Raw genomic sequence first — 21351 nt, forward strand, 5'->3', positions numbered from 1 at the left:
ATTGATATAGTTTTACTCAACGTCGAAATGAGCGTCGCAGGCCCGTATAATGCGTTGCTGTCGAATAAAACTGAAACGATGCTTTTTGCCTCATGACTATAGAAAAACTATACCGATGAACCATCCTTTACCGCTCCAGGCACTGCGCGCCTTTGTCGAAGTGGGCCAGCGCGGCAGCATCAAGGCCGCCGCCGAGGCGCTGCATGTGACGTCGGGTGCCGTCAGCCAGCAGATCCGCTTGCTCGAAGAGCGGGTCGGCATGGCGCTGTTTACGCGCGAACGCCAGGGTTTGCGCCTGACGGAAGCGGGCGGCAAGGTTCACCCTGCCCTGCTGGCCGCATTCGCGCAGATCGCCAGCGCCAGCCAGGCGCTGGAAGACATTGCCGGGCGCCAGACGCTGACCATCAGCACGGTGGCCACCTTTGCCGCCGCCTGGCTGGTGCCGCGCCTGGGCCGCTTCAACCAGCGCCACCCGCAGATCGAGGTGCGCGTGGAAGCCACGTCGGCCCTGGTCGACCTGCGCCGCGACCGCGTCGACGTGGCGCTGCGCCACGGCCTCGGCGACTATCCGGGCCTGCTGGTGACGCGGCTGATGGCGCCCGTGCTGGTGCCCGTCGCCAGCCCGGCCCTGGTGGCGGGCCAGCCACCGATAATCGCGCCAGCCGATTGCCTGCGCTACCCGCTGCTGCACGACACGGACCGCGCCGACTGGCCCCTGTGGCTGGCCGCGCACGGCGCGCCCGATGAGGAGCGTGCGGCGCGCGGTTCCGCCTTCGAGGACGATTTCCTGTTGATACGCGCGGCCGAGGCGGGCCAGGGCTTGGCCCTCGTGCCGCAGCTGTATGCGCAGGAGGAAATCGCCGCCGGACGCCTGGTGCAGGTGCTGGACCTGCCGTGGCCCGCGCGCTTTGCCTACTACCTGGTGGCGCGTCCCGATGCGGCCGCGCGCCCCGCCGTGCAGGCGTTCATGGCGTGGATCATCGAAGAGGCACGGGCGGCAGGCGTATCCGGCCAAACTTGATGTAGATCATAATTTTTTGAACAAGCTCTTGCTATCCTGTAAAAAAATGACGGGAGTTCCGGATGAGCAAGAAGCCGCAGCTAGCAACGGCACATGAACGCGCAGGCAGCGCCTGGCAAGGCGCGCCCGTGCCCGATTACCCGGAAAGCGCGCCGGAAGGCGCCACCCTGGACCTGCTGCTGAATGCCTGGCTGGGCAAGTTCACGGGCGGCATCTCGCCCGTCGCCCTGGGCAATGCCTATGCGGACTGGCTCGGCCACCTGGCGCTGGCGCCATCGAAACAGCAAACCCTGCTGCTGGAAGCGTGGAAGAAGATCGACCGCTGGCAGCAGTACGCCATGCATGCGGCGCTGCCGGGCGCCAGCGCGCAACCGCCGTGCATTGCCCCGCTGCCGCAGGACCGCCGCTTCGACGACCCGGCCTGGCAGCGCTGGCCCTACAACCTGGTCTACCAGGGCTTTCTGCTGCAGCAGCAGTGGTGGCACCGCGCCACGACGGGCGTGCGCGGCGTCTCGCCGCACCACGAGGATGTCGTCACGTTTACCGTGCGCCAGTGGCTCGACATGCTGGCGCCGTCGAACTTCCCGCTGACCAATCCCGTGGTGCGGCAGGCCACGCTGGAGAGCGGCAGCGCCAACCTGGCGCGCGGCATGGCCCGCGCGGCCGACGACTGGCAGCACGCGGCCATGGGACCATATGCGCCCGATGCGCGCCGCTATCAAGTGGGCGGGAACGTGGCCGTCACGCCGGGCAAGGTCGTGTACCGCAACGACTTGATCGAATTGATCCAGTACGCGCCAACGACGGCCAAGGTGCACGCGACGCCCGTGCTGTTCGTGCCCGCCTGGATCATGAAGTTCTATATTCTCGACCTGTCGCCGCACAATTCCCTGGTGCGCTACCTGGTCGGGCAGGGCCACACGGTGTTCATGATTTCGTGGAAAAACCCGGGCGAGGAAGACCGCGAGCTGTCGCTGGAAGACTACCGCCAGCTGGGCGTGATGGCCGCGCTCGACGCGGTGGCGGCCATCGCGCGGGCGCCGCAGGTGCACGCCGTCGGCTATTGCCTGGGCGGCACCCTGCTGGCGATCGCCGCCGCCAGCATGGCGCGCGACGGCGACACGCGCCTGGCCAGCCTGACGATGCTGGCGTCGCAGGTGGACTTCAAGGAACCGGGCGAGCTGTCGCTGTTCATCGACGAGAGCCAGGTCAGCTTCCTGGAAGCGGCCATGTGGAAGCAGGGCTATCTCGATACGCGGCAGATGGCGGGCGCCTTCCAGCTGCTGCGCTCGAACGACCTGATCTGGTCGCGCCGGCTGAACCACTATCTGCTGGGTCTCGATGAGCAGGACAGCGACCTGATGGCGTGGAACGCGGACGCTACGCGCATGCCTTGCCGCATGCACTCGGAATACCTGCGCCGCCTGTTCCTGCACAACGACCTGGCCGAAGGCCGCTACCGCACGGCGGGCCGCCACATCGCCCTGCCCGACATCGACGCGCCCATCTTCGCCGTGGGCACCTTGACGGACCACGTGGCGCCGTGGCGCTCCGTCTACAAGCTGCAGCTGCTCACCGACACGGACGTCACCTTTCTGCTGACCTCGGGCGGCCACAATGCGGGCGTCGTCTCGCCACCGGGCCAGGCGCGCCGCAGCTACCAGCTGGCCACGCACCGCCACGACGATGCGTATATCGACGCGGACAGCTGGCAGCGGGACGTGCCGCACCAGCAGGGTTCATGGTGGCCTGCCTGGCAGGCCTGGCTGGCGGAACGCTCGGGCGGGCGGGCGACGCCGCCGGCGATGGGCGGCGCCCTGGGCGACGCACCGGGCAGTTATGTGCTGCAGCCTTGAGCCGAGTCCTCCCTTCCCCCTTTCCCCACTTTCCAGGACGATGCCATGCCCTACACCACCCTGCTGGTCCACGTAGACAATTCTAGCCACTGCCCGCGGCGCGTCCGCCTGGCAGTGCGCCTGGCCATCGCCGAAGGGGCGCACCTGATCGGCTCGGCCATGAGCGGCATCTCGCGCTACGCGTATGGCGGCGGCGTCAACGCCTTGCAGTTCGCGCCGGCGCAAATGCAGGCGCTGCGCGGCCAGGCCAGCGACGCCTTGCACGACTTCGAGTGCATCGCCCGCGAAGAAGGCTTGTCGGCGTATGAAACGCGCTTCGTCGACGACGACGCGCAAGGCGCCCTGCTGCTGCAGGCGCGCTATTGCGACTTGCTGATCCTGGGCCAGACGGACGCGCAGGACACGCCCTCGCGCGTGATCGCCGGCACGGCCGAGTACCTGATGCTGCATTGCGGCCGCCCCGTGCTGATGGTGCCGCACGCGCCCTCGCCCACGGCGACCGCCGCCATCGGCCAGCGCCCGCTGCTGGCCTGGAACGGCAGCGCCGAAGCGCTGCGCGCCATCACCGATGCGCTGCCGCTGCTGCGGCGCGCGCAGCAGGTGACCCTGGCCGTCGTCAATTCCCACGCGCAGCCGGCCGCGCATGGCGAACAGCCGGGCGCCGACCTGGCCCTGTACCTGGCGCGCCACGGCGTCAACGTCGACGTGCTGCAACACGACACGCCGCCTGGCCAGGACGTGGGCGCGGCCCTGCTGGCCATGGCCGCGCAACGCCGGTGCGACCTGCTGGTGATGGGCTGCTATGGCCACATGCGCCTGCGCGAAACGTTGCTGGGCGGCGTCACGCGCACGGTGCTGCAGGAGATGACCTTGCCGGTGCTGGTGTCGCACTAGGAGGCGGTGCCGGCCGGCGCCGTCTTCAGCCTTCCTTCACCCCATCCTCAGCGGCGCTTCATGCGCGGCGCCGATACTGGCCATGCCCTCATCCCTACAGGAGTACCGCATGACCGGAACCGACGACGCCATCCCCCATTTCCACGCCCGCCGGCGCCTGCTGTTCGGCATGGGTGCGCTGGCCGGCCTGGCCGCCTGCGGCGGTGGTGGCACGCTGCCATTCGCCGCCGCGGTGACCGACCGGCGCATCGCCGTCGCCCCCGGCGTCAGCCTGCACGTGCGCGACTGGCGCGGCGCTCCTGGCAGCGAGGACGATGTGATCGTGCTGCTGTCCGGCCTGGGCGGCAATGCGCATGCATTCGACAGCCTGGCGCCCGCGCTGGCGCGCCGCCACCGCGTGCTGGCCGTCACGCGCCGCGGCGATGGCTCTTCCAGCAAGCCGCTGCCCGTGGACGGCGCCAGCTACGCGCCCGCCACCCTGGTGGCCGACCTGCTGGCCGTGCTCGACGCCTTGCAGGTCCGGCGCATCATCCTGGCCGGCCATTCCATCGCCGGCAACGAGGTGACCTTGTTCGCCGGCCGCCATCCGGGCCGCGTGCGCGGCGTCGTCTACCTCGACACCACGTTCGACTACAACAATCCCCTGCCCTGGCGCGGCGAACCGGAACCCGACGAGGATGAGCTGAACCCGCCCGCGCCGGCGCCGGCCGACATGGCGTCGATGGACGCCTCGATCGCCTATGCGCAGCGCATCCACAAGCAGTGGTGGCCGGCCCTCGATGCCTACTGGCGCGATACGCTGCAGGTGCAGGCCGACGGCTCGGTGCGCCCCGCTACGCCGGCGGCCATCGCCACGGCCATGGCCACGGGCGCGTACGCCCATGCCCCCGACTACCGGGCCGTGCGCGCACCGGCGCTGGTGATCGCCGCCCAGCCGGGCAGCCTGCGCGACGTCACGCCCTGGCTCACGGCGCAGAGCGAACCGCGCCTGCTGGCGGCGACGCGCACCTTCCTGCGCATCTACCCGCAGGCGCACCAGGCCGACTTTGCGCGCACCGTGGCGGCGCTGCCGGGCAGCACGCTGCTGGTGCTCGACAACGCCGCCCACGCCGACTTCTTCATCGAGTATGAGACGGCCGTGGTCCATGCCATCGAAGCCATGCGCTGGGAAAAGTAAAACGCCGGCGGCCATGTGCGCCGGGAAGGTCTACAATGGATGAGCACCTGCCGCCGTGTCGTTCCTTCCAGGCAACTGCACGGTATACGTCCTTCCCTACACCACAAGGAGTACCCGTATGAGCAAGCAAGCCACCATCGTCCTCGTCCATGGTTTCTGGGGTGGCGCCGCCCACTGGAGCCGCGTCATCCTGGAATTGCGCCGCCAGGGCCATACGGCCATCCGCGCCGTCGAACTGCCCCTCACCTCGCTGGCCGACGACGCCGAACGCACGCGCAAGATGGTGGCGCAGGTGCAGGGACCGGTATTGCTGGTGGGCCACTCCTACGGCGGCGCCGTCATCAGCGTGGCCGGCAACGCGCCGAACGTCGTCGGCCTCGTGTACATCGCCGCCTTCGCCCCCGACGCGGGCGAAAGCCCGGGCAGCATCACCCAGGAACACCCGCCCCTCGGCGCGGCCAACCTGGAAGGCGACAGCGACGGCTACCTGTGGGTGAAGGCCGAGCAATACCACGACAGCTTTTGCCAGGACCTTGATGCGGAAGAAGGCGCCGTGCTGGGCGTGGTGCAAAAGGCGCCGCTGGCCAGCACCTTCGGCGACACCGTCAGCGACCCGGCGTGGAAACACAAACCCAGCTGGTACCAGATTTCCAGCGCCGACCGCATGATTGCCCCCGTCAACCAGGAACGCATGGCGGCGCGCCTGAACGCGAGAAAAGTCATCACCCTGAACGCCAGCCACGCCTCGCTGGCCTCGCGCCCCGCCGAGGTGACGGCGCTGATCCTGGAAGCAGCGGGCGCCGTGGCGCCGGCATAGGCGGCATAGGCGGCACGGGCGGCACGGGCGGCACGGGCAAAAAAAAGGCTCCTGGAAACCAGGAGCCTTGTGGCGTCGGACAGACGATGTGGTCCGCACCGGCGGCTCTGGGGTACAGCGCCGGCCGGACCGCTATCCACGCCAAGGAGGTTCAGCCACCTGCCATCAACCACCTTCACTAAGACCATTTCATCGTAGCAGCTAATTCGGCGGGAAAACTCTCCAATATTTGCATGCCGCCCGCCGCCGCTACAGCCAGCCGTCGCGCTTCAGGCGGCGGTGCAACAGGTAGCAGCCGACGAAGATGCCGACGATCACGGCCGGGTAGCTGCCGCGCCATTTCAGCTCGGGCATGAATTCGAAATTCATGCCGTACAGGCTGAAGACCATGGTGGGCACGGCCAGGATGGCGCCCCAGCCGGCCAGGCGCTTGACGACCTCGTTCTGGCGGATCGAAATTTGCCCCAAAGCCACTTGCATGGCGGAATTGACCATCTCGCGCATCTGGCCCGCCGTGTGCGTGACGCGCTTCACGTGGTCGAGGATGTCGCGGTAATAGATGCGGTTTTCCTTGGGCACGATGTCGCCATGGAAACGGATCAGCTGGGTGCAGATTTCATGCAGGGGGTTGACGGCCGCGTCGAGTTTCAGCAGTTCCGTCTTGAGCTGGTAGAAATCCTGCAGCTTGTCTTCGCTCAGGCTGGGCTTGAACAGCTGGGTTTCATACTGCTGGAACCTGGCCTGCAGATGGTCGATGCAGGGCTGATACTGGTCGACGATGAAATCGATGATGGAATACAGCACATAGCCGGGACCGCTGGCCAGCTTGTCCGGCACGCTTTCCTTGCGTTCGCGCAACTTCGCATAGCCGGCCGAGGTGCCATGGCGCACGGTGATGATGAAGCGGCAGCCGAGAAAGACGTGGGTTTCGCCGTAGACGATGGCGTCGCCGTCAAGGCTGGCCGTATGCAGCACCATGAACAGGGTGTCGCCGTACTCCTCCAGCTTGGGCCGCTCGTGCGCCCCTTCCGCATCCTCGACGGCCAGTTCGTGCAGGCCGAAAGCCGCCTGCAGCGCCTGCATGGCCGTGGCATCGGGGCCGGCCAGGCCGATCCAGACGAAGCAGTCGGGGTCGCCGAGAAAATCGCTCACCTTGTCGATATCGAAATGCGCGATCTTCTTGCCGTCGCGATACGCTTCGCAATTGACGACGGCGGCGTGGGTACTGAGGTCCATGGTGGTTTTCGGGCTACGATGTCGGGCCGCCAGTATAGCGGAATGGCCTTTGTCACTCTGTTAAGTTGACCGCTCCGCCCGCAACAGCGCTTAAAACAGGCCGAACAGCGATTTTTTCGGCGCCGCGCAGCTGGCGGTGACGGGCGCGGCGATTTCCTGTTTCGCCGCCGGGTCCGTCACGTCGAGCAACACCTGCCTGCACTTGTTGTCACCGAGGAAACGGAACTCCACCTGGTATTTCTTGCCCGCTGCCGGCGTCAGCTGCAAGGTCAAGGGCCCGCAGGAACCGGCGCGCAAGCCATGTTCGGCCGGCCAGTCGGCGTAGGCCTGCACCCACACCGGCTCGCCCGCCGTCAGCGTCTTCTCCACTTCCGGCAGCACGCCCGTCATGCGCCGCGAGCGCTCGACCATCTTCGAAATAAATGGCAGCAATTTCTCGCGCAAGGTCGTGGCGTCGTACACCTTGCCCGCCGGCGTAAAATCCTTGCACTCTTCCGCGCTGCCGCTGGTGCCGTACTCCACCACCATCTGCTCGCCCGACGATACCAGGCTCAGCTTCGCGACGACCGGCGCGGCGGCCGCTCCGGCCACGGCAGGCGCCGCCGCCGGGGTTTCCACCACCGGCGCCGCCACGACCTCGTCACCCGCCTGGCTTGCCCCGGCACTCGCGCCGGCCGCAGCCAGCAAGACACTCAATACACCACGCACACTATGTTTACGCACAAGAAATCCAGATTCAAAGTAAGTTTCATCGAAATATTAGTTGATTCAACACAATTAATATTGCCATAAAAGATAATATATTAAATATTTCCACATAGCAACTCCATGCCATCGAGCCATGCTGCCGCCCATGGCGCCTCCATTGACATTCAGGCACGTCAATGTAAAATGAGAACCATTCGCATTTAAGAAGCACCTGCACGCCTGCGGCATGGGGACTTCCGCGCCAACCTGGAGTGTGCCGTGACGTATGCCGTATCCCCCGCCGCCGATCCCGTCGCCCGACTGTACGGCGAACACCATCCCTGGCTGCTGCGCTGGCTGCGCGGCAAACTGTCCTGCACGGACCACGCGGCCGACCTGGCGCAAGATACCTTCGTCAAATTGCTGGCCACGCCAACGGAGCGCGCCGTCGGCCTGCGCACGCCGCGCGCCTACCTGACCACCGTGGCGCGGCGCCTGCTGATCGACCATTACCGCCGCCAGTCGCTGGAACAGGCCTGGCTGGCCACCCTGGCCCAGTTGCCCGCGCCCGTCACTCCGTCGGCGGAAGAGCGCTTGCTGATCCTGGAAACGCTGCACCAGATCGATACGCTGCTCGATGGCCTGGGCGCGAAGGTGCGCACGGCGTTCCTGCTGTCGCAGCTGGAAGGCCTGGGCTACGCCGAGATCGCCGCGCGCCTGAACATCAGCGAGCGTACCGTCAAGCGCTACATGGTGCAGGCGCTGGCACAATGCATCCTGCTGCTGGCATGAGCACCGCCATCGATGCGCACGCCGCGCATGAAGCGGCGCACTGGATGATGCGCCTGCAAGGCGGCGAACTGGACGACGCGTCACGGCAGGCGCTGGCCCGCTGGCGCGCCCGCCATCCGCGCAATGAGGCGGCCTGGCAACGGGCCGAGCAGGTGTGCCGCACCTTCGGCATGCTGTCCGCGCCGCTGGCCATGCCGGTACTGGACCGCCCAGCCCGCGTCCAGCGCCGCGCCACCCTGAAACCCCTGGCCGTGCTGATCGTCGCCGGACCTGCCGGCTGGGCCATGCTGAAGGTGGCGCCGTGGCAGGAATGGACGGCCGACCTGCGCACGGCCACGGGCGAGATCCGCCACCTGACCCTGGCCGACGGCAGCCGCCTGAGCCTGAACACGGCCAGCGCCGCCGATATCGGCTTCAGCGCCGCGCTGCGCCTGGTGCACCTGCGTGCCGGCGAAATCCACGTGGCGACGGCCCCCGATCCCCATCCTGGCCGGCGCCCATTCATCGTGCGCACCAGCAACGGCAGCGTGCGTGCCATCGGCACGCGCTTCACGGTGCGCCAGGACGCCAGCCTGCTGGGCGCGCGCACCCATGTGGCCGTGGCGCAGGGCGCCGTCGAAGTGCGGCCCGCCGAAGGCCGTCCCGTCATTCTGCAGGCCGGCTGGCAAGCCAGCTTCGACGCGGCGGCCGCCAGCACGCCGCAGCCGCTGGCGCCGCATGCAAACGCCTGGCTCAAGGGCTTGCTGTACGCGGACGACACGCCGCTGGCCGACGTGCTGGCGCAGCTGGCGCGCTACCGCCACGGCGTCGTGCGCTGCGATCCGGCCGTGGCGCGCCTGCGCGTCTCGGGCGTCTACCAGCTGCGCGACACGGACGCGCTGCTGGCCCTGCTGCAAGCGTCGCTGCCCATCCGCGTGCGGCGCCCTAGCCGTTTCTGGATTTCGGTCGAGCCCGCATAAAACTTTTACAAAGAATGTCCCTTTCCGCCATGTGCCCCGTCAATCCACACAGGACCAACACATGAACGAAGGGAAACACGCAATGAAGCACTACCGCAACACCAGCATCACCCTCGCCCTGCTGGGCAGCCTGGCCCTGGCACCGCTCGCGCACGCGCAGCAGCTGCAGCAGGATGGCCCAGCGCGTCACTACCAGGTGGCCGCCGGCCCCCTCAGCACGGCCCTGTCCGCGTTTGCGGCCGAGGCCGGCGTCAGCATTTCCGGCGCCGCCAGCCTGTACACGGGCTTGAGCAGCCGCGGCTTGAACGGCCATTACAAGGTGGCCGACGGTTTCGCCCGCCTGCTCGACGGCAGCGGCCTGATCGCCATCGACCAGGGCGGCGGCCACTACGCCGTACGCCAGCAGCCGTCGGCGGCGGACGCCGCCACCCTGCCCGGCATCGCCGTGCGCGCCACGGCCGAGCGCAGCACCAGCACGGAAGGCACGGGATCCTATACGACGCCGGCCACGGCCAGCGTCACGGGCCTGGTGCTGTCGCTGCGCGAGACGCCGCAATCGGTCAGCGTCATCACGCGCCAGCGCATGGATGACCAGGACTTGCTGACGGTGCGCGACGTGCTGCGCAACACGCCCGGCATCGCCGTCAACCAGTTCGACACGGAGCGCAGCACCTTTTCCGCGCGCGGCTTCGACGTCGACAATTTCCAGTACGACGGCGTGCCCACCACGTATAAAGTGCAGTATTCGGGCGGCGAGTCGGAAATGGATTCGTTGATCTATGACCGCGTGGAAGTGACGCGCGGCGCCACGGGCTTGCTGACGGGCGCCGGCTACCCGTCCGCCTCGATCAACCTCGTGCGCAAGCGGGCCAGCGCCAGGCAGTTCGAAGGCCAGCTGTCGCTGGCGGCCGGCTCGTGGAGCGATTACCGCGGCACCGTCGACCTGGCCACGCCCCTGAACGGCGACGGTTCCGTGCGCGGCCGCGTGGCCGGCGCCTGGCAAGACCGCAAATCATTCACCAGCCACTATGCGAACCAGCGCCAGCTCGTCTACGCCACCGTCGAGGCGGACCTGGCGCCCGGCACCGTGGCCAGCGTGGGCGCCAGCTACCAGAAGAACGACCCGAAAGGCAGCAACTGGGGCGGCTTCCCGCTGTGGTACAGCGACGGCACGCGCACGCATTTCGACCGTTCCGTCTCGACGGCGCCGCGCTGGGCCGCCTGGGCCACGGAGCAGACGAATGTGCACGCCACCGTGGAGCACGCGCTGGGCCAGGGCTGGAAGGCGCAGGCGCAAGCCATGTACAGCAAGCATACGGAAGACACGCCGCTGCTGTTCCTGGCCGAGCGGCCGGACCGCATCACGGGTCTGGGCATGCTCGGCTATCCGAACCGCTACATCGGCCAGCGCGAGCAGAGCAGCGCCGACCTCAAGCTGTCCGGCCCGTTCACCTTGGGCGGACGCCAGCACGAAGTCATCGTCGGCGCCAATTACACGCTGCAGCGCGCCGAGTTCAGCGTCAAGGAAGCACTCGATCCCGAGCCGATCGGCAATTTTCTCGCCTGGGACGGCAGCTACCCGCAGCCGGCCTGGGGCGAGCCCGTGCTGTCGGAAAAATATACCACCAAGCAATATGGGGCGTATGGCGCGGCGCGGCTGAACCTTGCCGACCACACCCGGCTGATCGTCGGCGGGCGCCTGAGCCGCTGGGACAAGGACCGCATCGGCTTCGATGGCAGCGCCCGCTTTGCCTTCGCCAAGAGCAAGTTCGTGCCGTATGCGGGCCTGGTGGTCGACTTGAACAGCGTGTATTCGGCCTATGCCAGCTACACGGACATCTTCCGCCCGCAGGAAAACCAGGACCGCACAGGCGCCTGGCTGGACCCGCTGACGGGGCAAAGCATGGAAGTGGGCTTGAAAGGCGAGTTGCCGGGTGGACAGTTGAACGGCGCCATCGGCATCTTCGAGATCAGGCAGGACAAGCTGGCCCAGCCGGACGGCGCACACAAGATTCCCGGCACCACCACGCAAGCGTATTACGCGGCGCGGGGCGCCACCAGCCGTGGTATCGACGGGGAACTGTCGGGTCGTCTGGCGCCGGGCTGGAACGTGACGGCCAGCGCCAGCCACTTCCGCGCCAAGGACCGCGAACAGCAGGATATCAACACCCTGTCGCCCCGCTCGACGGCACGACTGTTTACCACCTGGAAAGTGCGCCCCGACCTCATCGTGGGCGGCGGCATCAACTGGCAAAGCAAGTTCTACTTTGACGACGAGGGCCCGGACGGCAAGGAAAGAATCACGCAGCAAGCCTACAGCACGGTCAGCCTGATGGCCACGTATCAGCTGTCGCGCCAGCTGACGGCCCAGCTGAACGTGGAAAACCTGCTCGACAAGCACTACATCAACATCAACACCTATGCGCAAGGCACGTATGGCATGCCGCGCAGTGTACGGGGGACGTTGACGTACCGGTTTTGACGCGCAGGCAAGCCGGGCTAGCCGCGCCCGGCTTGCGCTGCATCAAACGGTCAATGACGATCAATACCGGTAGTTCAGGCTCAGCATCGCATTGCGCGGGTCGCCGTAACTGACGCGGCGGCCCGTGCTGATGCCGTAGTAAGTACGGTCGGTCAGGTTGTTGAGATTGAACGACAGCGCCAGGCGATCGGAAATCTGGTAGCGCGCCATGGCGTCGAAGATGGCGTACGAGCCCTGGTGCACAGTGGTCAAGCCGCCGCGCACGGCCCGGGTTTGCTGCCAGGTACGCGATTGCCAGCGGGCGCCGCCGCCCACCGTCAGGCGCGGCATCGGCTGCCAGGTGGAATACAGGCTCAGCTGGTCTTCGGGCGCCAGGGTATTGACCTTGCCGCTGCCGTCGCGCGCGATCTTGTGCGTGTAGCCTGCCTGCAATTGCCAGCCTGGCATCAGCTGGCCGGCCACTTCCAGCTCCACGCCGCGCGAGCGCACGCCGTCGATGGCGCGGTAGGCCTCCATGCCCGTCACCTTGTTGACGACATCGACAGACTCGGCAAAGTTATCCTGGCGCACCTCGAAGGCGGCCGCGCTGGCGTTCAGGCGGCCACTCAGGAACACACCCTTCACGCCTGCCTCGATATTCTTGCCCAGCACCGGGTCCAGGGTCTTGTTGTCGACGTCGCGGCTGTTTTGCGGACTGAAGATATCGCTGTAGCTGGCAAACGCCGTCAAATTCGGCGCGAAATCCCACGTCAGGCCCGCATATGGCGTGAAGATCGACGCTTCGTCGATGCCGGCCGTCGGGTTCTCGTATGACGACAGGCGTCCGCCCACGATCACGTGCACGCCCTGCGGCAGCGAAAAGCGGCCCGTCGCATACACGGCCTTCTGGCGGATGACTTCCCGCGCCGTGTCCAGTTCCCAGCGCGGCTCAGCGACTATGCCACGGTAGGTATAAATATTATCGACCTTGATGAAGGAATACGGGCTGAAGACATCGTCCGACTGCTTGCGGTAGGCGTTCGCGCCCACCACCAGCTCATGCGTGCGGCCCAGCAGGGAAAACGGCCCCTTGGCGTACACGTCCAGGCCATTGCTGGTGGCGTCGCTGTTGTACTGGCGCGCCGTGACGGAAGTGCCGCTGCCGTCCGCCTTCGGGAAGCCATCGAGATAGGCGACGGGCGCGTACAGGGCGTTTGCCTGGTGAATCAGGCGCAGATTGGCCAGCCAGCCATTGTCGAACGTATGCTCGAGCGAGGCGAAGACGGATTTGGCTTCCGTCTGCTGCGTGCTCCACGTGGGGGCGCCATTGAACGAGCGGGGCATGGTGAAGCGCTTGCCGTCCGCGTCGAACAGGGGCGCGCCGCCCCAGTCGCTATTGCGCGGCACCGTGTGCTGGTAATCGGCGCCCACGGTCAGCAAGGTGCGCGGCGACAGGTCCGCTTCCACGGTGCCGTACGCCAGCTCGGAGCGACGCTGGTAGCGGTCGACGAACGAGTGCTTGTCCTGGTACGCCGCGACTGCCCGCGCGCGCACGGAGCCGCTGTCGTTCAAGGGGCCGCCCACGTCCGCCATGGCCCGGTAATTGCTCCACGATCCGACCGACAGATCGGCCAGCGCACGCAGTTCGCGCGAGGGTTTCTTGCGGATCAGGTTGACGGTGGCGCCCGGCGTGCCGGCCCCGCTCATCAATGCATTCGCCCCCTTCAGCACCTCGATCCGGTCGTACAGATCCATATTGGCCAAGGACTCTCCCAGGTTCAGCGAGGCATCGCGCGTCCACGGCAAGCCGTCGTAGCTGAAATTATCGAGCGAAAAGCCGCGCGCATAATAAATCGTGCGTTCGCTATCGATGTGCTGCACATACACGCCCGGCGTATGGTTGAGCACTTCACTGAGCTGCACCAGGCCGAAATCGTCCATCTGCTGGCGCGTGACGACGCTGATCGCGTGCGGCGTCTCGCGCGGCGACAGCACCAGGCGATTCGCCGTGCTGACGGCGCCAGTCGTGTAGGAACCCGTGTCTTCCGTCACCTGGCCCAGGTAATTGGTGGTGATGACGACTTCCGGCATGGTCGCTTCCGGCTGCGCGGCGGCCTGGGGCGCCGCTTGTGCCGCTCCTTGCGCGGCCGCTTGCACGGTATAGACACCGCTGTCCGTCTTCAGCAAGGCCAGCTGCGTGCCCTGCAAGGCGCGGCGCAAGGCCTGTTCCGCCGTGAAATCGCCCTGCACGCTGGAACTGCTCACGCCGCGCGCCAGGTCCGCATCGATGGAAATGCGCACGCCGCCACGGCTGGCAATGGCGATCAGGCTGGCGTTCAGGACTTGAACGGGCACGTCGTAGCGTATGGTGATGGACGCCATTTGCAGCGCTGGCGCCTGTGCAAAAACGGTGGGTGCGGTGCAGGAAAGTAACATTACAGCCAGGGGAATCTGGCGCATCAACAATGGTGGCATGCTGGGACTCTATAGGGTGGTGAAGGAAAAGTGGGGCTACACCAGGTATGAGCCGCGGCGCCTCAAAAGTGACAGTGCCGGCGCAAAATAAATCAGCTTTGTTTCAAATCAATGCCAGACCACCAGCCGGCGGGGCCTTGCCGCAGGGTCACCGGCAAGGTTTCCGCCAGCGCCAGCAAGGTGGCGCCGCTGTCATCGAGCGAGTAATTGCCGGACACGCGCAGCGCCGCCGCCTGCGGCGTGATGTCGATGTAGCCGTGGCGGTACGGACGCAAGGCGGCCACGAGATCCCCCAGCGTCTGGTCGACGGCCACCAGCATGCCCTGCTCCCACGCCGTCGCCTGCCCCGCCGCCATGCCGGGCAGCATGCTCAAGCGGCCCTCGTCGAACCATGCCGCCTGGCCCTGACGCAGTACGCGCGCCAGGCCGGCGCCGGCGGGGCGTACTTCCACATCGCCGAGCACGGCAAGCGCCACAGTGCCGTGTGCTTCGCGCCGCAGCATCAGTTGCCGCCCCAGCGCCTTGACCGTGCCGTGCTTGCTGCGCAGCAAGAAGGGGGAGGAAGCCGCCGCCACGCGCGCCAGCAACTGGCCCTGGCGCAGGGTGACGCGACGGTGTTCATGGCTGACATCCGTGTCGGCCGAGGAACGGGCATCGAGGGTCAGCACGCTGCCGTCGGCCAGCGCAAAGCGGCCCCGTGTGGCGGTGGCCGTGTGCAGGTCGGCGCTCCAGTCCGGCAAGAAGGGGCTGCCGCGCAGCAGCCAGGCGCCGCCGAACGCGGTGCCGGCCAGGCACAGGGCGCCGCGCAGCAGCTGACGCCGCTGCTTGTCGTGCCGGGCGGCACGCGCCAGGGTCTGTCCGACGGCCGCCGCCCCGCCCGCCCCCTGCACGGTGCCGACGCTGTGCTCCACGGCCTGACCCAGGATTTGCCACGCGGCCGCATGGCGCGCATCGGCCGCCAGCCAGCGGGCGAATGCCTGGCGCTGCCCCGCATCCGCCTCGCCCGAACTGAGTTCGACCAGCCAGCCGATGGCGGCATCCTGCACCGATGGTGCGGTCGTGGCGCCTGAAACGTTCATGCCGCGTCCGCGGCGGCCAGGCAGCAGCGCAAGCCTTGCGTCATGTACTGGCGCACCATGCTGGCCGACACGCCCAGTTCAACGGCGATCTGCGCATACGTCAAGCCATCAAGCTGGCTCATCAGAAAGGCGCTGCGCGCTTTGACGGACAAGGTATCGAGCGCCCGCGACAGCCGCTCCAGCGCTTCGAGCAGCACGGCGCGCTCTTCCGGCGACGGCTGGACGGCGTCCGGCAGCTGCGCCAGGGCTTCGATATACGCTTGCTCGATATCGCGCCGTCGCCACTGCTGCAACAAGACGCTTTTCGCCACCGTCGTCAGATACGCGCGAGGTTCGCGAATGGCGGCCAGCCGTCCCGCATGCAGCACGCGCACAAAGGTTTCCGACGCCACATCCTCCGCTTCCGCGCGGTTACGCAGGCGCAACAGCAAGCGCTGCAACAGCCAGCCCCGGTGGCCCGTGAACAGGCTGGCGGCCAGGGTGGCGTCATTCGAGGGGAAAGGCAAGGCAGACAAGGAGCGATCCGGCGACTTTAATGATAATGATTCTCATTATATTGCAGCTACCCGAACATGTCTTCGATTTTTGCTGTTCTTGTCATACACTGGCAACGCTTTCCTGCCCCTGCATGCAGGCTCGCCACCTCAGGCATCACGACCTTTGCGGGAACAGGAATGGACACAGGACGGCAAGCATGCAGGCGCGCGAACGCATGGGCAAGGTCATCGACGATGCCGATAGCCTCATTCGCACAAGCGGTGCAGCGCTTCCTACGACATAATCAACCAAGCCACAATATCCCCCATGAAAACTTCTTCCGCTGACAGCAAAACGATTTTTTCACGACAAATATTGACGATGTCTTTTGTATTGACTCTCTCCACCTTCGTGCATGCCCAGGCCGGCGATCGGTCGTCGGCAGCAAAGACCGATGACTACTCCGCCAAAATTGACCGCCTGGTACAAGCAACCAGTCCAAGAAATTTCAACGGCGTCATCCTCATCACGCAACATGGCAAAACGAAATACTCAAAAGCCTACGGCTATGCGGATATTGCAAATAAAACCCCATTAACGCCCGAAGACAACTTCAGGATCATGTCGAACAGCAAGCAAATTACGGCGGTGCTGATTTTAAGAGAAGTTGAAAAAGGCACAATAGACTTGCGCAGTCCCGTCAGAAAGTACTTGCCTGACTTGCCGCAAGCCTGGGCCGACGAAGTGACCGTGCATCAGCTGCTCAACTTTTCGGCAGGCATCAGCGCAATCGACCAGCCACTGAATTTCAAACCCGGAACGGACTTTTTGTATGGCGTGACCACCTACAGCATGCTGGGCAGTATTTTTGAAAAAGTCTCCGGCAAAACGTATATCGAGGCGGCCAATGACTTGTTCAAGGAACTGGGCATGAAAAACAGTTTTTGCTATGAGGAAAACAAAAGCAATAAGGTCATCAATGGCTATGTCAATGCGAAAAATGCATTCGAATTGCGCGAGCATCCAGTGCAGGGAAAAGACTGGATCGGCTTCATTCCAGCAGGTGGCATTGTTTCAAACGCCAGGGACTTGAATATCTGGGATGAAAAGCTTCACAAGGGAAAGATTTTAACGCCGGAGACCTATCAACTGATGACGAGTTACGACATCTCCAGCCAGCATGTGGCTTTTGGCAGCGAAAAACACGGCTATGGTTACGGTGTCTATGTGAGCGACAAGACGCCCGTCACATACATAGGACACTCTGGCAAAGGCCTGGGATTCGCATCGATCAAGGTGTATTTTCCTGAAAAAGATGTCGATGTGATTGTCCTGGAAAACCAGTACAGCGAAGACAGCGCCCTGCATTACTATTTTGAGATAAAAATAAGAGAAATCGTCATGAATAGCAGTCTTTTACGATAGCGCGGGCCACCTCTAGTACAGCGTTTCCGTCACGCCGCGGAGGAAAAAACACCCGACGGTGCCAAACGATGCCAGGTGACATGGCGCAGCCATCGCGCCATGCTCCCCACGCGTCCGGTTACGCCGTCAGCTTGCCATCGAGCTTGCCAATCAGCTTGTCCAACGTTAGCGGATACTCGCGCACGCGCACCCCCGTCGCGTTGTACACGGCATTGGCGATGGCGGCCGCCACGCCGCAGATGCCCAGCTCGCCCACGCCCTTCGCCTTCATGGGCGAGGACATGGGGTCCGTTTCGTCGAGGAAGATGACGTCCTGGTGCGGGATGTCGGCGTGCACGGGCACTTCGTAGCCGGCCAGGTCGTGGTTGACGAAGTAGCCGCGGCGCCGGTCGACCACCAGCTCTTCCATCAGGGCCGCGCCCACGCCCATGGTCATGGCGCCGATCACCTGGCTGCGCGCCGCCTTCGGATTGAGGATGCGGCCGGCCGCGCACACGGCCAGCATGCGGCGCACGCGCACTTCGCCCGTGTCGCGGTCCACGCCCACTTCGACGAAATGCGCGCCAAACGTCGATTGCTGGAATTTCTTGTCGAGGTCGCCGTATTCCATGTGGTCTTCCGCGACGACGTCGCCATGGTAGGCGGCGGCAGCGAGCGGCACGCTGCGCTCGCCCTGGCTCACCTGGCCGTCGGCAAAGCGCGCGTCTTTCTCGTCGAAGCCCAGCTTGCCGGCGATGGCCTGGCGCAGGCGCACGCAGGCCGCGTACACGCCGGCCGTCGAGCTGTTGCCGCCCCACTGCCCGCCCGAACCGGCCGAGACGGGGAAATCCGAATCGCCCAGGCGCACCACGACCCGGTTCAGAGTCACGCCCAGCATTTCGGCCGCCGTCTGGGCGATGATGGTGTAGCTGCCCGTGCCGATGTCCGTCATGTCCGTCTCCACGGTAATGATGCCCTTGCCGTCGAGGCGCACCCTGGCGGCGGACTGCATGACGAGGTTGTTGCGGAAGGCGGCCGCCACGCCCATGCCCACCAGCCAGCGGCCGTCGCGCCGCGCGCCCGGGTGCGCCAGGCGCTCCTTCCAGCCGAACTCCACGGCGCCCGTGCGCAGGCAGTCGATCAGGCGGCGCTGGGAAAACGGCCGGCCGGGCTTTTCCGGGTCCACTTTCGTATCGTTGAGGATGCGCAAGACGATGGGATCCATTTTCAATTTCTCCGCCATCTCGTCCATGGCGATTTCCAGCGCCATCAAGCCCGGCGCCTCGCCCGGCGCGCGCATGGCGTTGCCCTCCGGCAAATCGAGCACGGCCAGGCGCATGGCCGTCATGCGGTTGGCGCCCGCATACAGCAGGCGCGTCTGCAGCACGGCCGTTTCCGGCTGGCCGCCCTTCAAGTCGCCCGACCACGATTCATGGCCGATGGCCGTGATCTTGCCGTCGCGCGTGGCGCCGATGCGCAGGCGCTGGATGGTGGCGGGCCGGTGCGTCGTGTTGTTGAACATCAGGGGCCGCGTCAGCGCCACCTTCACGGGACGCCGCGCCGCGCGCGCACCGAGCGCCGCCAGCAACGCTTCGGCGCGCACGAACAGCTTGCCGCCAAAGCCGCCGCCGATGTAGGGCGAGACGATGCGCACCTGGTCTTTCGGCACGCCCAGGGTGCGCGCCAGGTCGCCACGGCCCCAGTCCACCATCTGGTTCGCCGTCCACAGCGTCAGCTTGTCGCCTTCCCAGGAAGCAATCGAGGCGTGCGGCTCCATCATCGCGTGCGACTGGTCGGGGGTCGCATACATGGCATCGAGGCGCACGGGGGCATTGGCATAGGCGCCGGCAAAATCGCCGGCGCGGCTGTCGGGCTTGCCGTCTTTCGGCTTGCTGGCGCCGCCCCTGGCCTTGGCCAGGTCGAATGCGCCCTGCTGTTCCACATATGTCACGTCGAGCAACTGCGCGGCCGAGCGGGCCTGCTCGAAGGTTTCCGCCACCACCAGCGCGATGGCCTGGTGGTAATGCTGGATGTCCGGGCCGCCCAGCAGATGGGCCGTATTCATCTTGCCCTTGCCCAGCTTGCCCGCCGACTCAGCCGTGACGATGGCCAGCACGCCTGGCGCGCGCCGCGCGGCGCCGGTATCGATGGACGCGATGCGGCCCTTGGCGATGGCGGCGCCGACGACATGGCCGTAGGCGGCATGCGGCGCGGCGGCGTGCTGTTCATACGCATACGGCGCCGTGCCCGTGGTTTTCAGGGGGCCGTCGATGCGGTCAGTGGGACGGCCCACGACTTTCAGCTGGTCGATGGGATTGGTGGTCGCAGGTGTCGTGAATTTCATGGCCCTAGCCTTTCTTCGCTTGGACTGCTTGTGCTTCCCTCAGCACGGAGGCTATCGTGCGCTCGGCCAGGGTCACCTTGAACGCATTGTCGTCCGTCGGCCTGGCGCCGGCCAGCAACTGCCGGGCCACGGCGGCGGCGCCATCGGGCATGGCCTGTTCCGCGCCTGCAACCCGCCACGGCTGCGGCGCGACACCGCCCAGGGCCAGCCTGCCCGTGCCGTCCGGCAAGATCACCGCCGCGACGGACACCAGCGCGAACGCGTACGAAGCGCGGTCGCGCACCTTGCGGTACATATGCGTGCCGCCCGGCGGCCGTGGCAGCACCACGCCCGTGATCAGTTCGCCTGGCTGCAAGACGGTCTCCACGTGCGGCGTATTGCCCGGCAGGCGGTAAAAGTCGGCGATCGGTATCGTGCGCACGGCGCCGTCGGCGCGCACGGTGTCGATGCTGGCGTCGAGCACGCGCATGGCCACGGCCATGTCGCTCGGGTGCGTGGCGATGCAGGCGTCGCTGCCGCCCACGATGGCCAGCGGCCGGCTGAAGCCGCCGATGGCGGAACAGCCGCTGCCCGGCACGCGCTTGTTGCAGGCCTGGTTCGTATCATAAAAGTAAGGACAGCGCGTGCGCTGCAACAGGTTGCCGGCCGTCGTCGCCTTGTTGCGCAGTTGCGCCGACGCGCCGGCCAGCAAGGCGCGCGACAGCACGCCGTAATCGCGGCGCACCGTGGCATGGGCCGCCAGCGCCGTATTGCGCACGAGGGCGCCGATGCGCAAGCCGCCATCATTTGTTGCTTCCACCTTGTCCAGGGCCAGTCCATTGACGTCGATCAGATGCGCGGGCGTCTCGATCTCGAGTTTCATCAGGTCGAGCAGATTCGTGCCGCCGGCGATGAAGCGGGCACCCGGCATGCGCAGCGCGGCCGCCGCTGCCTCGGCCGGCGTGGCGGCCTTCTGGTAAGTAAACACTCTCATGCCGGCCTCCCCGCCACCTCGGCGATGGCGTCGATGATGTTGGAATAGGCGCCGCAGCGGCACAGGTTGCCGCTCATGCGCTCGCGCAATTCTTCGGGCGTCGCCTGCGGCGCCGCGTTCAGGTCCGCGCTGACATGGCTGGGGATGCCCTGGCGCAGCTCTCCCAGCGCGGCCACGGCCGAACAGATCTGTCCCGGCGTGCAATAGCCGCACTGATAGCCGTCGTGTGCGATGAAGGCTGCCTGCATCGGATGCAGTTTGTCGGGCGTGCCCAGGCCCTCGATGGTGGTAAGCCTGGCGCCGTCATGCATCACGGCCAGGGTCAGGCAGGCATTGATGCGCTGGCCGTCGAGCATGACGGTGCAGGCGCCGCACTGGCCGTGGTCGCAGCCCTTCTTGGTGCCCGTCAGATGCAGGTGTTCGCGCAAGGCGTCGAGCAAGGTGGTGCGCGTGTCCAGTTCCAGGCTGTGGCGCTGGCCATTGACCTCCAGCGTGACGTTCATCAACACGGGCGGCGGCGCCTGGCCGGCCTGGGCGGCCGTTTTTACCGCTTCCGCCGCGCCGGCGACGCCGGGCACGGCCACGGCGGTGGCCGACAGGGCGCCGGCGATCAGCAAGCCGCGCCGGCCTGTATCGATACGATGGACCTGCTTGATCTCGCTCATGTCGCGCTTCCTCCTGGCAGTTGGCTGGGTGGGC

At 66.2% G+C, this 21351-nt stretch carries 17 protein-coding genes; 9 read left to right on the top strand and 8 right to left on the bottom strand.

Features of this window, described 5'->3' with window-relative positions; all coding sequences use genetic code 11:
* Nucleotides 1-115: 115 nt before the first annotated feature.
* The 5 genes from gcvA to YQ44_RS13700 all read left to right on the top strand — a co-directional run bounded on the left by gcvA (nucleotide 116) and on the right by YQ44_RS13700 (nucleotide 5765).
* Complete coding sequence (gene gcvA / locus YQ44_RS13680; RefSeq protein WP_071323850.1) at nucleotides 116-1021, top strand: transcriptional regulator GcvA; 906 nt, start codon at nucleotides 116-118, stop codon at nucleotides 1019-1021.
* Between the two features lie 62 nt (nucleotides 1022-1083).
* A complete protein-coding gene (locus YQ44_RS13685) occupies nucleotides 1084-2877 on the top strand; it encodes a PHA/PHB synthase family protein (RefSeq protein ID WP_083411833.1) in 1794 nt (597 codons plus the stop codon).
* Between the two features lie 45 nt (nucleotides 2878-2922).
* Nucleotides 2923-3771 (top strand): universal stress protein, encoded by an 849-nt coding sequence (locus YQ44_RS13690; RefSeq protein WP_071323851.1) that lies wholly within the window; start codon nucleotides 2923-2925, stop codon nucleotides 3769-3771.
* 109 nt (nucleotides 3772-3880) lie between these two features.
* Nucleotides 3881-4948, top strand: a complete 1068-nt coding sequence (locus tag YQ44_RS13695) for an alpha/beta fold hydrolase (protein ID WP_071323852.1) — start codon at nucleotides 3881-3883, stop codon at nucleotides 4946-4948.
* Nucleotides 4949-5066: 118 nt separating this feature from the next.
* Nucleotides 5067-5765 carry an alpha/beta hydrolase gene (locus YQ44_RS13700; protein WP_071323853.1) on the top strand — a complete coding sequence of 233 codons (699 nt, stop codon included), beginning with the start codon at nucleotides 5067-5069 and terminating at the stop codon, nucleotides 5763-5765.
* A gap of 249 nt (nucleotides 5766-6014) precedes the next feature.
* Here YQ44_RS13700 and YQ44_RS13705 read toward each other — a convergent pair whose 3' ends face one another.
* Both YQ44_RS13705 and YQ44_RS13710 read right to left on the bottom strand, forming a co-directional pair.
* Nucleotides 6015-7001 (bottom strand): magnesium and cobalt transport protein CorA, encoded by a 987-nt coding sequence (locus YQ44_RS13705; RefSeq protein WP_071323854.1) that lies wholly within the window; start codon nucleotides 6999-7001, stop codon nucleotides 6015-6017.
* Between the two features lie 90 nt (nucleotides 7002-7091).
* Nucleotides 7092-7724, bottom strand: coding sequence for a hypothetical protein (locus YQ44_RS13710; RefSeq protein ID WP_156894831.1), 633 nt, complete (start codon nucleotides 7722-7724; stop codon nucleotides 7092-7094).
* A gap of 243 nt (nucleotides 7725-7967) precedes the next feature.
* Between YQ44_RS13710 and YQ44_RS13715 the strand changes: the two genes are divergently transcribed.
* The 3 genes from YQ44_RS13715 (at nucleotide 7968) to YQ44_RS13725 (ending at nucleotide 11921) form a co-directional block, all read left to right on the top strand.
* Nucleotides 7968-8480 (top strand): sigma-70 family RNA polymerase sigma factor, encoded by a 513-nt coding sequence (locus YQ44_RS13715; protein WP_071323856.1) that lies wholly within the window; start codon nucleotides 7968-7970, stop codon nucleotides 8478-8480.
* Complete coding sequence (locus YQ44_RS13720; protein WP_071323857.1) at nucleotides 8477-9439, top strand: FecR domain-containing protein; 963 nt, start codon at nucleotides 8477-8479, stop codon at nucleotides 9437-9439. The genes YQ44_RS13715 and YQ44_RS13720 overlap by 4 nt, the downstream gene beginning before the upstream one ends.
* 61 nt (nucleotides 9440-9500) lie before the next feature.
* The gene (locus YQ44_RS13725) at nucleotides 9501-11921 is read left to right on the top strand and encodes a TonB-dependent siderophore receptor (RefSeq protein ID WP_071323858.1); all 2421 of its coding nucleotides are present in this window, start codon (nucleotides 9501-9503) and stop codon (nucleotides 11919-11921) included.
* 60 nt (nucleotides 11922-11981) lie between these two features.
* Here the strand turns inward: YQ44_RS13725 and YQ44_RS13730 are convergent, their stop codons facing one another.
* The 3 genes from YQ44_RS13730 to YQ44_RS13740 all read right to left on the bottom strand — a co-directional run bounded on the left by YQ44_RS13730 (nucleotide 11982) and on the right by YQ44_RS13740 (nucleotide 15969).
* Nucleotides 11982-14282, bottom strand: a complete 2301-nt coding sequence (locus YQ44_RS13730) for a TonB-dependent siderophore receptor (RefSeq protein ID WP_198043935.1) — start codon at nucleotides 14280-14282, stop codon at nucleotides 11982-11984.
* A gap of 185 nt (nucleotides 14283-14467) precedes the next feature.
* Complete coding sequence (locus YQ44_RS13735) at nucleotides 14468-15454, bottom strand: FecR family protein (RefSeq protein ID WP_071323860.1); 987 nt, start codon at nucleotides 15452-15454, stop codon at nucleotides 14468-14470.
* Nucleotides 15451-15969 carry a sigma-70 family RNA polymerase sigma factor gene (locus tag YQ44_RS13740; protein WP_071323861.1) on the bottom strand — a complete coding sequence of 173 codons (519 nt, stop codon included), beginning with the start codon at nucleotides 15967-15969 and terminating at the stop codon, nucleotides 15451-15453. The genes YQ44_RS13735 and YQ44_RS13740 overlap by 4 nt, the downstream gene beginning before the upstream one ends.
* Nucleotides 15970-16258: 289 nt before the next feature.
* Here YQ44_RS13740 and YQ44_RS13745 point away from each other — a divergent pair, with 289 nt between their 5' ends.
* Nucleotides 16259-17356 (top strand): serine hydrolase domain-containing protein, encoded by a 1098-nt coding sequence (locus YQ44_RS13745; protein ID WP_083411836.1) that lies wholly within the window; start codon nucleotides 16259-16261, stop codon nucleotides 17354-17356.
* 118 nt (nucleotides 17357-17474) lie between these two features.
* On the opposite strand, the gene paoC is transcribed toward YQ44_RS13745, so the two are convergent.
* From paoC to paoA, 3 genes are read right to left on the bottom strand one after another with little or no spacing between them, the layout of a single operon-like run.
* On the bottom strand, nucleotides 17475-19679 hold the full coding sequence (gene paoC / locus YQ44_RS13750; protein WP_071323863.1) for an aldehyde oxidoreductase molybdenum-binding subunit PaoC: 2205 nt from the start codon (nucleotides 19677-19679) through the stop codon (nucleotides 17475-17477).
* A gap of 4 nt (nucleotides 19680-19683) precedes the next feature.
* Entirely contained in the window at nucleotides 19684-20652 is a 969-nt protein-coding gene (locus YQ44_RS13755; RefSeq protein WP_071323864.1) for an FAD binding domain-containing protein, read from the bottom strand.
* Nucleotides 20649-21317 (bottom strand): aldehyde dehydrogenase iron-sulfur subunit PaoA, encoded by a 669-nt coding sequence (paoA, locus tag YQ44_RS13760; protein ID WP_071323865.1) that lies wholly within the window; start codon nucleotides 21315-21317, stop codon nucleotides 20649-20651. Before paoA ends, YQ44_RS13755 begins: the two co-directional genes overlap by 4 nt.
* Nucleotides 21318-21351 lie beyond the last annotated feature (34 nt).

This window comes from Janthinobacterium sp. 1_2014MBL_MicDiv, assembly GCF_001865675.1.
GTDB lineage: Bacteria > Pseudomonadota > Gammaproteobacteria > Burkholderiales > Burkholderiaceae_D > Janthinobacterium.